Below are 12,687 nucleotides of genomic sequence, written 5' to 3' on the forward strand. Positions count from 1 at the left end.
CACGCAATTTCCGGCCCTGCGGCCATATGGGCCTTTGCCCGCACGCGCGCACCGCCTATGTCTAGGGTATGAAACGGATAACATCAGATATTGTCATCTCGGGTGGCGGCGTCGCAGGGTTGACCGCCGCCGCGGCCTTTGGTGCGGCTGGGTTTAGCGTCGTAATCGTTGATCCGGCACTGCCAGTCACAAATGCCGCGTTTGAAGGTGCCGATTTACGCACTACGGCCTTCTTGCAACCTGCCCAATCCTTTTTGGACGACATCGGATTGTGGGGGCGTTTGGCCGAATACGCGACGCCGTTGCAAGTCATGCGGATCGCGGACGTCAGCGGTGAGGGCCGCGGCGCACGCGTGTCCGCGGATTTTGACGCTGCCGACATTTCGGACAAGCCGTTCGGGTGGAACCTGCCCAATTGGTTGCTGCGCCGCGAAATGCTGGCGCGGCTGAAGGAACTGCCGAATGTCGAATTCCACGCGGGCACCGGATTTGTATCGCTGTTGCCCCGCGAAACCGAAGCTTTGGTGATGCTGACGGGCGGATTACAGGTCCGCGCGAAACTGGTGATTGGCGCGGATGGCCGTCATTCAGCGGTGCGTGAAGCTGCGGATATCGACATCAAAACCCATCGCTACGGGCAAAAAGCGATCAGCTTTGCCGTGACTCATCCGTCACCGCACGACAATGTATCGACAGAAATCCACCGCTCTGGTGGTCCGTTCACGTTTGTCCCCCTGCCTGATCATGAAGGAGAGCCCTGTTCGGCTGTCGTTTGGATGGAAAAAGGTGCGGAAGTGAACCGCTTGATGGCGTTGTCGGACGAAGAGTTTGAATCAGAGGCATTGACCCGATCCGCCGCTCTTTACGGATCGCTGACCTTGGCGACGCGCCGCATGGTCTGGCCGATCATTTCGCAGGTCGCGAGCGCATTATCCGCACCACGCACAGCACTGGTCGCTGAGGCCGCGCATGTGGTTCCCCCGATTGGGGCGCAGGGATTGAACATGTCGTTGAACGATATTGCGACCTTGTTGGATTTGGCCCGCGAACATGACTTGGGCAGCCGCAAGATGCTCGACGCTTATCAAAAGGCGCGACACGGCGATATCAAGCTGCGGGTGAACGGAATTGATGCGCTGAACCGTGCGTCGATGTCGAATGCGCCATTCTTGCAGGACCTGCGGGTCGCGGGGATCAAAGCGTTGCATGACGCCGCGCCTGTCCGGCGCGGCCTTATGAAGCTTGGGCTTGGTGCGAGCTAGTTCCGCGCGTTAAAGCACGGTATCCAGAACCGGCGTGAGACGTGCCATTGTGGCGTCCACATCGTAAAGTTTGTCGAGACCAAACAGGCCCAGACGGAAAGTCCGGAAATCGTCAGGTTCGTCGCATTGCAACGGTACACCTGCAGCAATTTGCATGCCTTCTGCGCCGAATTTCGACCCGTTCTGGATTGCCGGATCGTCCGTGTAGCTGACCACCACACCCGGTGCGCCGAAGCCGTCAGCCGCAACTGATTTGATTCCCTTGCCCGCCAGATAGGCCCGTACCGCATCGCCCAGCGCCCATTGCGCGGTTTTCAATTTGTCGAAGCCATAGTCGCGGGTTTCAATCATCGTGTCGCGGAACGCTCGCAGCCCGTCCGTCGGCATGGTCGCGTGGTACGCGTGACCGCCGTTTTCGTAGGCTTGCATGATGCTGTGCCATTTCTTGAGGTCAGCGGCGAAGGAATTGGATGTGGTGTCGGCCATGCGGCTTACGGCGCGGTCAGACATCATCACGAGACCTGCACAAGGCGTGGCGGACCAGCCCTTTTGCGGTGCCGAAATCAGCACATCAACGCCCGTCGCTTTCATATCCACCCACGCGCAGCCGGACGCGATGCAGTCTAGCACCATCAATGCGCCCACTTCATGCGCGGCGGCGGCCATGGCCGTGATGTAGTCGTCCGGCAGGATGATCCCCGCAGAGGTTTCGACATGCGGCGCGAAAACCACGTCTGGTTTGGCGTCGCGAATGGCAGCTGTGACTTCATCAATGGGCGCAGGTGCAAAAGGCGCGCGGGTGTCGTTGCCGTTTTGGCGGGCTTTCAGGACGGTTGTTTTCGCGGTGAAGTCGCCCGCGTCGAAAATCTGGGTCCAGCGGTAGGAAAACCAGCCGTTGCGCACGATAAAGGCGTGGGCATTTGCGCCGAATTGACGGGCCACTGCTTCCATCCCGAAGGTGCCGCCGCCGGGGACAATCGCCACGGCATCTGCGTTATAGACGTCTTTGAGCATGCCAGAGATGTCGGTCATCACGCCTTGGAACGCTTTCGACATGGAATTGAGCGACCGGTCGGTGAAGACGACGGAGAACTCCATCAAGCCGTTCGGGTCAACTTGGGATGTGAATGTATCGGTCATGATGGTCCTCGTGCGTTAAGTTGCATCTGAGGTAAGCGGCGATGAGGGGAAAAGCAAAGTCAGAAAAAGTCAGAAATGGTCAAATTTAGAATGATCGGCCTGCGCGGTTCCTGCAAAGTTTCCGATCCACGTCACAATGGCCCCGCAAGGCGTTCTTCGCTGAGCAGCACGTTCGCTTCGACGTCCCCCACCCCCGGCATGGTCATGATACGCCGCCGCAGCACCCGTTCGAAATCCGCCAGATCGCGGGCCACCACCCGTAGGCGGTAATCATAAAGGCCCAGCACGTGTTCCACGCTTTGTACTTCGGCGATGGCAGAGACGGCGCGTTCGAAATCTTCAAGACTGACGCGGCCTTTAGTGGCGAGTTTGACCCCGAGAAAGACGGTGACGCCGAATCCCAATTTTTCTGCGTCCAACCGCAAACGGCGCCCCGCAATGACGCCTGCGTCTTGGAGGCGTTTGATCCGGCGCCATGTCGCTGGTTGCGACAGCCCCAGCTTTTCGCCCAGACGTCCTGTTGGTTGCGTCGCGTCTTTTTGCATCAGGCGTAGCACCGCGCGGTCTGTGTCATCTAGGATCATAGCGGCAACGCCTCTTCACGTTTGACGTTAGCAACCGTCATCAATGCTTCGATGTCGGCGATGTGGGGTAACGTCAGGACCTGATCACGGTAGATCCGTTGGTAATCCGGCAAATCGCGGGCGATGAGCAACAGACGCACGTCGACGCGCCCGAGAAACGTCTGGATTTCCAGCACTTCGGGGACCAGACGGGCGGCGGCCATGAAGTCGTCGAAGGCGCGAGACACGGTTTTATCCAAGGTGATCCGCAGCGCCACATGCACGGTGTAACCCAACGCCGCCCAGTCGATCACGACCTCTTGGCCCCGAATGATCCCGTCTTCGTGCAATTTATCCAGCCGCCGTGTCACACGGGCGGGCGTCATGCGGACAAGGTCAGCCAGTTCCGGCACTGTGAGGGCAGGATTGGCTTGGTATTGGCGCAGGATCGCGCGGCTTTCGTCATCAAGCATAAAAATCACACAAATTTCATGAATGACGCATAACAACTTTCATCTGGCCGCAACAGATCAAAAATCAAACCTCACAATCCACGCAAACGCCCGTTATACGTCAGCGCAGATACAAACATGGAGTGCTTGATATGCGCGTTTATTACGATCGCGATTGCGATGTGAACCTGATCAAAGACAAAAAAGTAGCCATCCTTGGTTACGGCTCACAAGGCCACGCCCACGCGCTGAACCTGCGCGATTCCGGTGCGAAAAACCTTGTTGTTGCTCTGCGCGAAGGGTCCCCTTCCCAAGCCAAAGCTGAAGGCGAAGGCCTTAAGGTTATGGGCATCGCGGAAGCCGCTGCTTGGTGTGATGTGATCATGTTCACAATGCCCGATGAGCTTCAGGCAGAAACATACAAAAAATACGTCCACGACAACATCAAGCCAGGTGCGGCAATTGCATTCGCACACGGCCTGAACGTGCACTTCGGCTTGATCGAGCCTAAAGAAGGCGTTGACGTGATCATGATGGCGCCAAAAGGCCCAGGTCACACCGTGCGTGGCGAATACACAAAAGGCGGCGGCGTGCCTTGCCTGATCGCGGTTGATACAGACGCGTCCGGCAAAGCCCAAGAAATCGGCCTGTCCTACTGTTCAGCTATCGGTGGCGGTCGTTCCGGCATCATCGAGACAAACTTCCGTCAGGAATGCGAAACTGACCTGTTTGGTGAGCAAGCAGTTCTGTGCGGCGGTATCGTTGAACTGATCCGCATGGGTTTCGAGACACTGGTCGAAGCTGGTTACGAGCCTGAAATGGCTTACTTCGAATGCCTGCACGAAACAAAGCTGATCGTAGACCTGATCTATGAAGGCGGCATCGCGAACATGGATTATTCTATCTCCAACACAGCTGAATACGGTCAGTACGTGACTGGACCACGCATCCTGCCATACGACGCAACGAAGAAAGCCATGAAAGAAGCGCTTGCTGACATTCAGTCCGGTAAATTCGTGCGTGACTTCATGCTGGAAAACGCTGTTGGTCAGCCAACAATTAAAGCATCCCGTCGTGCAAACGACGAGCACCAGATCGAGCAGGTTGGTTCCAAACTGCGCGCTATGATGCCTTGGATTTCTGCTGGCAAAATGGTCGACAAAGCGAAGAACTAAGTTCTGCTAGAATTGAAGAAAGGGCCGTTCCATTGGAGCGGCCCTTTTTTGTTGCGGTTGTTCTATCGGCTGCTAGGCAACCACCGCGTCGAGCTTTGCCGCACAGATGAAATCGTTCTCGGACAACCGCCCCAGTTCATGCGATGTGTAGGTGACCTGACAATATCCCCAGCCGAAGGATATGTCGGCGTGATGGCCTTCCTTATCGCTGACGAAGGCGGCAAGATTGGCAGTGTAGGTTGCTTTGGCGAACCCTTTGAATGTGAACCGACGCGACAGGCTTTGGCCATCCATGTCGATTTCCCACGCCGGATCGAGTTGCGATTTGAATTGCGTGATCTCTGCTTCGGTCAAAACAGGCACCCAACCGTCGCATGCCGCGCAAGTCTTTTGTTGCAGATCATCCATCGCCTTTTACCTCGTACGTTGGCGCAAAAAGACCCAGTGATTTTGCGTCGTGGATATCGCGGACAAGATCGCGCTTCGCCGCTTCAATCAGTTGATCGACACTATCCAGCACGAAATAGATTGGTTGATTGATGTCGATACGGTAAGGCGTTCGCAGGATTTCAAGGACGTCAAAGTCTTTGCGCACAACGCTTTGTTCTTCGACCGAATGACGCAGCTCCCCCGGTGATGACGCCAGACCGGACCCGAGCGCTTTGACCGTGTCGCCTTCGCGGATGAGCCCAAATTCGATTGTGAACCAATACAGCCTGATCAGCCATGCGTAGTCTGATTTGTCACACGCCAACCCTGTTTCCCCGATCTTTTGCGAGAAATCAGCAAGCCGTTTGTCGACAAGTAGCGGCATATGTCCGTAAATTTCGTGGAAGATGTCGGGTTCTTCAATGTAATCGAAATCTTCCCTGCTTCGGATGAAGGACGCTGCCGGAAAGGTTCTATTCGCCAGCATTTGAAAGAACCGCGAAAACCCGATGAGGGCGGGAACCGGTTCAACGGACCATCCCGTCATGCCCATCAGTTTTTCAGAGATTTCGGCGCATTGCGGCACACGGTCAATTGGGAGCTGAAGCGCTGCCTGACCATCGAGGAACGGTTTTGCGGCATAGTATTCAACATTTGGCTGCTGCTGGGCCACCAGATCGCGCCAAACCGCATCTTCGTCGGGCGTATAATGAATATGACCTGCGTCGTCAGGGTGCTTGGCGATGTATTTGGTATCTTTGGGCATTGAGCTCCTCCTGAGGTCAATGATTGTCCATTATCGGCGAGATTTCCTGCCTCTTCGCTCGCGCATTGATGAAAATGGGGTAATATATTTCTGCATATGCTAATTCTGAGGGTAATTTATGCTCGATAAATTTGAGAAACTGATCCTGAAATTCTTGCAAGTGGATGGCCGCGCCAGCACACAGGAATTATCGGACGCGGTCGGGTTGTCAGCGTCCCCCTGCTGGCGCCGCGTCAAACGGTTGGAAGAAGACGGCTACATCAAACGCTATGCCGCCATTCTGGACAGCAAAAAGCTGGGGCTTAGCGCATTTGGATATGTGCAGATTTCGTTAGTGGATCACACCGAAGGGTCGATCAAACTGTTCAACGATTTCATTCGGACCAACGAACAGGTGCTCGAATGTGCGTCGATTACGGGTGATTTCGACTTTCTGTTGAAAGTGGTCGCCGCTGATCCGGAAGCCTTGGAGCAATTCATCATGAAACACATCCTAAGGCTTGGCGTTGTGCGCACAACGACGACCAATTTTGTTCTACGTCAGATCAAAACATCTGGCGCTTTGCCGATTGACTGACAGCTTGCGCCGGATCAACCAGCGTTGGCGCAGATACGTTTAGAGGCTTTTGAGGTATTCGATCTCTTTCTTTTCGTCGCTCGCAGTCCAGCCTTCGTCCATGCATTTGATCAGCAAGGTGATGAAGGATTTATCGGCGCTCGCCAGCGCCTTCATTGTCGCCGCATGTTTCGTCCGCATGAGTTTGGAATAGATCACCGCCACATCATCGGCGTCCGAATTATGGTGCTTGTCCAGCCATTCAAAGATTTTCTTCAAACGGCGCGGGTTGTTCCCCATCTTGGTCAAATAGGTCGCAAGGCCCTTTTCATCCATGCTGGCCGTCATCCGGAAAGATCCCCAGCGGAAACGGTTCACAACGAATTCGGCGTCTTGGTTCATGTAGATATCGAAACCATGCGAAATCAGGCCCGGCGTGAACCCGACTTTGACGCTGGAAAACCCGATGTTGTAGTCGAGCCAAGACACTGGATCGAAGGTGAATGCGTTGTTTGTGCGATCCAAACCCGGCGGCCAATAGCGGCACGGCGACCCGAAACTGTTCACTTCCATGTTTTTAATCGCATCCTCGCCAAGCGCCAATGCCACGGCCGTTAGCGCGTTGGACGTGATCAAGTTACCTTGGGAATGACAGAAGATTTTCAGCTTGCTGCGTTCCTGCACCGACATTTCAGCGACGTAGCGATAAAGCGATGCGGTCGCTTTGTTGCTAGCCACAAGGCTTTCCATAAAGTCGATTTTAGTCAGTCCTGACTTTAGCTGCGCTGCCGCTGCGTAGGCTACATCAAACGCCGCGCTCCACGCGCTGAAACTACCTGCCTGCGCGCCAACAAGAACGCCTTTGTCCATCAGACATTGCCCAAGGTCGGACCAGAAACCGTCCTTCTTGTTATACACCCCGATGACCGGACAGCCCTGCAGCAACGACAGCGCCAGCGCGCTATCCATATGGTTTTCCCCTGAGTTCGCCATACCGTTAACGAAGACGACTTCGCGGCGATGATCGAACCATGCCATCCCAGAAGCCTCTTCGTTCACATAGCGATTAATTTCGCCATCTTCGGTCGGCTTAATGTTCTTTTTCATAGAGCTCAGGGCCATTTGGGTACTTTCAATTACTGATACTGGCGGCACGTTGGCAATTTTACGCGCATGAAACAACCTTCGATTTAGTTCCACACGAACTTCTTCGCGCGCTGGATTTGCCACTGGTCAAGTTGGGCCTGTTATGAAATCAAACGGCGATCCCATCAAAGGCACCCATTGTGACCACCCAACCGACCCCCGCCAATTGGTTTTCCGTCGCCGCCCTTGGCTTGATTTGGGGTGGGACGTTTATGGTCGTGGCCATCGCGTTGGAAGGCTACGGGCCGTTGACGGTTGCGGCGGCGCGGACGACACTTGGGTCGCTGGCATTGATCGGAATCATGGCGGCCATGCGCAGTCCGCTGCCGAAGTTTTCGGGCCAACTGATCAAATATTTACTGGTTATTGGTGTGATGAACACCGCCCTGCCCTTTGCGATGCTCAGTTGGGGACAGCAGTACGTCCCATCTGCGTTTGCAGGCATTTCGATGACGGCGATCCCGCTTTTTGTCCTACCGCTCGCGCATCTGTTTTCCGATGAAGTCATGACCCGACGCAACGCCGCAGGCGTGACGCTTGGGTTTATTGGTGCGGTCGTTTTGATCGGGCCGTCCGTCTTGCGGATTGGTACAGGCTGGGAACCATTGGGCCAGTTGGCCTGCGTGGCTGCCGCCCTGTCTTACGCGATCTCAAGCGTAATGACGCGGCGCTGCCCGCCGATCGATTCAATCACAATGGCAACCATTCTGATGATCATTGGGGCGACCACGCTCATCCCCGCGATGTTGATTGTCGAAGGCGTACCGCAGATCGCCGATACGCGCAGTACGCTTGCGATTGTGTTTCTTGGGTTCGTCCCCACAGCGCTCGCGGCGTTGCTGCGCGTCTTTACGATCCGCACCGCCGGCGCCGTTTTCATGACACTTGTGAACTACCAAGTCCCAGTTTGGTCGATGGTTTTTGGTGCCGTCATCCTAAGTGAAACGCTGCCACTGCGCTTTTTCGCGGCCCTTGCGTTGATCCTGACAGGGCTTGCCATCAGCCAATACGCCAGCCTCAAGCGGCTTTGGCGCTAATTCTTTTGGCTTCAAATTTCTCGGGGGTATGGGGGCTGGCCCCCAAGCTGTACGCGATTTAGGACGCCGCCGCTTCGACCTCTGCCACGATCCCGTCGACAACTTCGGTCAATAGATCAGGGTCTTCGCATTCTGCCATGACCCGCACCAAAGGTTCCGTGCCGGATTTGCGGATTAGCAATCGCCCTTTGCCCACCAATCTGGTTTCCGCGTCCGCGATTGCACCTGTCACGTTAGCCGCTTCGAGCGGGTTTTGCCCTGCTGCGTAGCGCACGTTTTTCAGCAATTGCGGCACAGTTTCAAAGGTTTCAGTCAGTTCGCTGGCCTTTTTGCCGCTATCAATCATCGCGGCAAGGAACTGGATACCTGCCAGCAAGCCATCACCCGTGGTCGCGTAATCCGTCATCACGATGTGACCGGACTGTTCGCCGCCAAGGTTGAACCCCTTTTCGCGCATCGCTTCAACTACGTAGCGGTCGCCAACAGCAGTCCGTTCCAAATGCAGCCCCTTGCCCGTCAGATACCGTTCGAGACCAAGGTTGGACATCACGGTCGCAACAAGCGTATCGCCTTGCAAACGCCCCTCTGCGGCCCAGCGCGACGCCATCAGCGCCATCAACTGATCGCCGTCTGCGACCTTGCCGGTCTCGTCCAAAATCATCACGCGATCCGCGTCACCGTCGAGGCAAATCCCCACATCCGCGCCGTGCGACACGATGGTTTCCGCCGCTAACGTCGGGTGCGTCGACCCGCAGCCATCGTTGATGTTGTATCCGTTTGGGCTGACGCCCACTGGGATCACTGTTGCCCCCATTTCCCACAGGACTTCGGGCGCCACGCGGTGTGCTGCGCCATTTGCGCAGTCGATCACAACTTTCAGACCATCAAGCCGCATGCCCGACGGGAACGTGCTTTTAACACGCTCCGCATAGCGGAACCGCCCATCGTCGATCCGTTTGGCCCGCCCGATGTTCACGGCTTGCGCCGGTTCAATGTCGCTCGCGATGAGCCGTTCAATTTCGGTTTGCGCTTCGTCGGACAGCTTGAACCCGTCCGGTCCAAAGAATTTGATGCCGTTGTCGTGGTGCGGGTTGTGGCTGGCAGAAATCATAATGCCAACGTCGGCGCGCATGGATGTGGTCAGCATGCCGACTGCAGGCGTTGGCACGGGGCCCAGCAACAGCACGTTCATGCCAGTTGACGTCAGCCCCGCCGTCAGCGCGTTTTCAAACATGTAGCCGGACAGACGTGTGTCTTTGCCGATCACAACGCGGTGGCCGTTTGATCCATCATTTCGGAAATAGCGTCCTGCCGCCGCCCCGATTTTCAACGCCATTTCCGCCGTCATCGGGTGAATGTTTGCGGTTCCACGAACGCCGTCAGTTCCGAAAAGTTTCTCAGCCATAATCACTTGCCCCACTTAATGCCATTTGCAGGTTCAGCGCCTGCTTTGTTTCTTTGACGTCATGGACCCTTAAAATCTGCACACCCTGTGCTGATCCATGCAGTGCCAACGCAATCGACCCACCGAGCCGCTGCATCGCGTCACTTTCGCCGGAAACCTCACCAATCAACCGTTTCCGCGACGCACCTAACAGTATCGGCAAACCAAGGTCGTGGTAAATGGCAAGATCCCGCAACAAGCTCAAGTTATGTTGCAAAGTCTTACCGAAACCAATGCCAGGATCAGTGATTATATTCGGACGGCGAATGCCCGCCGCTTCGGCCACGGCGATCCGATCTGCGAGATGGTCGAAGACGTCGAAAGTGACCGCGTCGTAATCGGGATCGTCCTGCATGTCTTCGGGCAGGCCTTGCGAATGCATCAGGCAGATCGGGCAGTCAGCCGCTGCCGCCACCCCTGCCATGTCAGGGTCAAAACGCATCGCGGAGACATCGTTGATGATGTTTGCGCCCGCTTCGAGTGCGGCTTGCGCCACTGCCGCTTTGCGCGTGTCGATGGAAATTGGCGTGGTGATCCCTGCCTCACGCATTGCGCGGATGACGGGCGCGGTCCGGTTGATTTCGTCTTGGATCGCAACCTCTGCTGCGCCTGGTCGCGTGCTTTCACCGCCAATGTCGAGGATATCTGCATCCTGCGCCATGACCTTCGCACGTGCGACTGCGGCCTCCACGCTTGCGAGTGTTCCGCCGTCCGAAAAGCTATCAGGCGTCACGTTTAAGATGCCCATGATACGCGGCACATCTAATGTCAGGCCACAGATCGCAGGACGATGTGTGCTGATCCGCGTCTGCGCGTCGGGCGTAAGATCATCGATCATGACCTCTTCATCCGCGCCGTCACGGTCCCGCAGGATCGCTGTTTCGGTAAAAACCCAAGCGCTGCCGCCCAAACGCCGCGCGTCGTCGTAGGGTGTCAGTTGTGGGACTGGCTGGATGTATTGTGTCAAAGCGAAGTCTCGATCGTTAGGCTGCGCATGGGCACCGTCGCATCTGGTGCGATGTCGCCGATCACAACCAGTTCTGCCGCGTCGATTTCAGTGGCGAACCAACTGACAAGCGCCAGAGCATCCCGCGCGGATGCCGATGGACCGTCCACTGCATCGAGAACGATTTTCGACGGTGCCCAGATGCAGATTTGGCCGTTCTTCATCGCCCAATCAAGTTCGGTCCGCGTTTCGACAACCTTGCAACGGTGATCTTTGGCCGCCAAGGTCCACGCGTTTTGCTCAATGGCAAGCAGATCAATCCGACGCTGTGTCATGGCGTGATCAGTTGTTGGGACAGGTAATGCACCCGCCCCCACGCAAAGGATAAGCGGGGCATCTTGGCCGGCAAAGTGATCAATCCAGCCTTTCAGGTTTCCTGACCCGATGGCGTCATTTGACAGGTACACGACGCAGGGGTGCGGCGCTTCTTGGTGGACTTGCGCGTCAGGTGTCGCCCCGTCGCGCGCGCGGACGATTTCGACACCGAGCGAAAACGGACCACGATCCAGTTTTTCGATCCGCACGAAAACGCGTTCAGCTTGGGGTTCCAGCAGGATACGTTCGGCCACACGGGCTGCCAATGTTTCCAGCAGATTGATCCGTTCGGCCTGCAGTTCGACACCGATGGCTTCGGTAACGCGGTCATAAGATAGGATACGGTCCACATCGTCATCGATTGGACCGGTCAGCGGCAAGACTTCAACAACGACGTTAAAGCGGACGCGCTGTAGCGTGCCGCGTTCCAATTGGAACGCCCCGATTTCCACCTCAACCGTGTAGTCCCGCAATGAAATACGGTCATAGGGCACATCGGCACTGGCCGCGGCCCGTTCTGATGGATGCGCGAACGCAAGATGGATGTCGTTGGTCATAGGCGTGCCTTTCCGCGCGTGTTGCTTGGCGGAATACGCGCAGATTGCCGCCCTCGCAAGGTTGTCAAAGGCGACAGGCTGGTCAGGCGTTGCGACGTTTAGTTCGACGCTGTGCGTGTTGGCTGACGATAGAACAGGTGAACGCCGTATTTCGCAGTGCGCGGGAAGACGCGCGCCCATGACGGGTTCACGGCTGTCGTGTGATAATGCGTGGCACCATCGGTCAGGTTCCGGTCTGCCCCGTCAATCAAAAGACGGGCAACTTTACCAACACGACGCCAAGCGGCAGGTTCAGAGATCACCTCTGGCCGTCCGTCACATGTGTAAGTGAATTGGCAGGCGTATTTACGGCCCGTGCCCTGATTGATCACGCCGCACAGTGAATTTGGATAGGCGTTGCTGTCGACGCGGTTCATGATGACCTCTGCCACAGCGAAAAGCCCTTTGGCCGTTTCGCCGCGGGCTTCGAAATACAAAGCCTCGGACAGGCATTGCCACTGTGGGCCGCCGGTCGCTGTTGGCAGGCTGGCGAGATACGCATTGTTGTAATCAACGGATTGCGGCGCGGTTGGGATATTTCGTTCGGATGCTGGCGGAAGCGTGGTCAAAGCGGTCAAACGCGCATCAGGGATCACAGCCAAAGCCTGGCGTTCCTGCCCCAAGAGTGCGCTTAAGCGGCTGGCCAAGACATCTTGTGCCGATGCGGCGCCGCCAGTGAATACCGCACATGCCAAGCCCAATGCCGGCGCAATGCGTCCAAAACCCAATTTCATCGCGACCTCATCGCGTTGCACGTGGTCAAGCCCCACGCAAGCGCTGCCCCTCTAAGGGATCGGGTT

At 56.4% G+C, this 12,687-nt stretch carries 14 protein-coding genes; 4 read left to right on the forward strand and 10 right to left on the reverse strand.

Going from position 1 to position 12,687, the window contains the following annotated elements; translation table 11 throughout:
- Window positions 1-68 precede the first annotated feature (68 nt).
- Entirely contained in the window at window positions 69-1,262 is a 1,194-nt protein-coding gene (locus tag K3729_13755; GenBank protein UWQ98505.1) for a UbiH/UbiF family hydroxylase, read from the forward strand.
- Window positions 1,263-1,271: 9 nt separating this feature from the next.
- On the opposite strand, the gene K3729_13760 is transcribed toward K3729_13755, so the two are convergent.
- The 3 genes from K3729_13760 to K3729_13770 form a co-directional block, all read right to left on the reverse strand.
- Window positions 1,272-2,402, reverse strand: a complete 1,131-nt coding sequence (locus K3729_13760) for an aminotransferase class V-fold PLP-dependent enzyme (protein ID UWQ98506.1) — start codon at window positions 2,400-2,402, stop codon at window positions 1,272-1,274.
- 131 nt (window positions 2,403-2,533) lie between these two features.
- Window positions 2,534-2,986, reverse strand: a complete 453-nt coding sequence (locus tag K3729_13765) for an Lrp/AsnC family transcriptional regulator (GenBank protein ID UWQ98507.1) — start codon at window positions 2,984-2,986, stop codon at window positions 2,534-2,536.
- Window positions 2,983-3,438 (reverse strand): Lrp/AsnC family transcriptional regulator, encoded by a 456-nt coding sequence (locus K3729_13770; protein ID UWR01060.1) that lies wholly within the window; start codon window positions 3,436-3,438, stop codon window positions 2,983-2,985. Before K3729_13770 ends, K3729_13765 begins: the two co-directional genes overlap by 4 nt.
- 131 nt (window positions 3,439-3,569) lie before the next feature.
- Here K3729_13770 and ilvC point away from each other — a divergent pair, with 131 nt between their 5' ends.
- Window positions 3,570-4,592: a ketol-acid reductoisomerase gene (ilvC, locus tag K3729_13775; GenBank protein UWQ98508.1), complete on the forward strand. Its 1,023-nt coding sequence runs from the start codon at window positions 3,570-3,572 to the stop codon at window positions 4,590-4,592.
- 72 nt (window positions 4,593-4,664) lie between these two features.
- Here the strand turns inward: ilvC and K3729_13780 are convergent, their stop codons facing one another.
- Both K3729_13780 and K3729_13785 read right to left on the reverse strand, forming a co-directional pair.
- Window positions 4,665-5,000 carry a 4a-hydroxytetrahydrobiopterin dehydratase gene (locus K3729_13780; GenBank protein UWQ98509.1) on the reverse strand — a complete coding sequence of 112 codons (336 nt, stop codon included), beginning with the start codon at window positions 4,998-5,000 and terminating at the stop codon, window positions 4,665-4,667.
- Window positions 4,993-5,787, reverse strand: coding sequence for a phenylalanine 4-monooxygenase (locus tag K3729_13785; GenBank protein UWQ98510.1), 795 nt, complete (start codon window positions 5,785-5,787; stop codon window positions 4,993-4,995). Before K3729_13785 ends, K3729_13780 begins: the two co-directional genes overlap by 8 nt.
- Before the next feature lie 118 nt (window positions 5,788-5,905).
- On the opposite strand from K3729_13785, the gene K3729_13790 reads away from it, so the two are divergent.
- A complete protein-coding gene (locus K3729_13790; GenBank protein ID UWQ98511.1) occupies window positions 5,906-6,364 on the forward strand; it encodes an Lrp/AsnC family transcriptional regulator in 459 nt (152 codons plus the stop codon).
- A 39-nt stretch (window positions 6,365-6,403) separates the two neighbouring features.
- Here the strand turns inward: K3729_13790 and K3729_13795 are convergent, their stop codons facing one another.
- Window positions 6,404-7,450, reverse strand: a complete 1,047-nt coding sequence (locus K3729_13795) for a hypothetical protein (GenBank protein UWQ98512.1) — start codon at window positions 7,448-7,450, stop codon at window positions 6,404-6,406.
- 179 nt (window positions 7,451-7,629) lie between these two features.
- Between K3729_13795 and K3729_13800 the strand changes: the two genes are divergently transcribed.
- The gene (locus K3729_13800) at window positions 7,630-8,526 is read left to right on the forward strand and encodes a DMT family transporter (protein UWQ98513.1); all 897 of its coding nucleotides are present in this window, start codon (window positions 7,630-7,632) and stop codon (window positions 8,524-8,526) included.
- 58 nt (window positions 8,527-8,584) lie between these two features.
- Here K3729_13800 and glmM read toward each other — a convergent pair whose 3' ends face one another.
- The 4 genes from glmM to K3729_13820 form a co-directional block, all read right to left on the reverse strand.
- Complete coding sequence (gene glmM / locus K3729_13805; protein UWQ98514.1) at window positions 8,585-9,931, reverse strand: phosphoglucosamine mutase; 1,347 nt, start codon at window positions 9,929-9,931, stop codon at window positions 8,585-8,587.
- Complete coding sequence (gene folP, locus K3729_13810) at window positions 9,924-10,808, reverse strand: dihydropteroate synthase (protein UWR01061.1); 885 nt, start codon at window positions 10,806-10,808, stop codon at window positions 9,924-9,926. The genes glmM and folP overlap by 8 nt, the downstream gene beginning before the upstream one ends.
- A 125-nt stretch (window positions 10,809-10,933) precedes the next feature.
- The gene (locus K3729_13815) at window positions 10,934-11,848 is read right to left on the reverse strand and encodes a dihydroneopterin aldolase (GenBank protein UWQ98515.1); all 915 of its coding nucleotides are present in this window, start codon (window positions 11,846-11,848) and stop codon (window positions 10,934-10,936) included.
- Between the two features lie 98 nt (window positions 11,849-11,946).
- Window positions 11,947-12,621 carry a cell wall hydrolase gene (locus K3729_13820; GenBank protein ID UWR01062.1) on the reverse strand — a complete coding sequence of 225 codons (675 nt, stop codon included), beginning with the start codon at window positions 12,619-12,621 and terminating at the stop codon, window positions 11,947-11,949.
- Window positions 12,622-12,687: the final 66 nt, after the last annotated feature.

The sequence above is a fragment of the Rhodobacteraceae bacterium S2214 genome (assembly GCA_025141675.1).
Lineage (GTDB): Bacteria > Pseudomonadota > Alphaproteobacteria > Rhodobacterales > Rhodobacteraceae > Yoonia.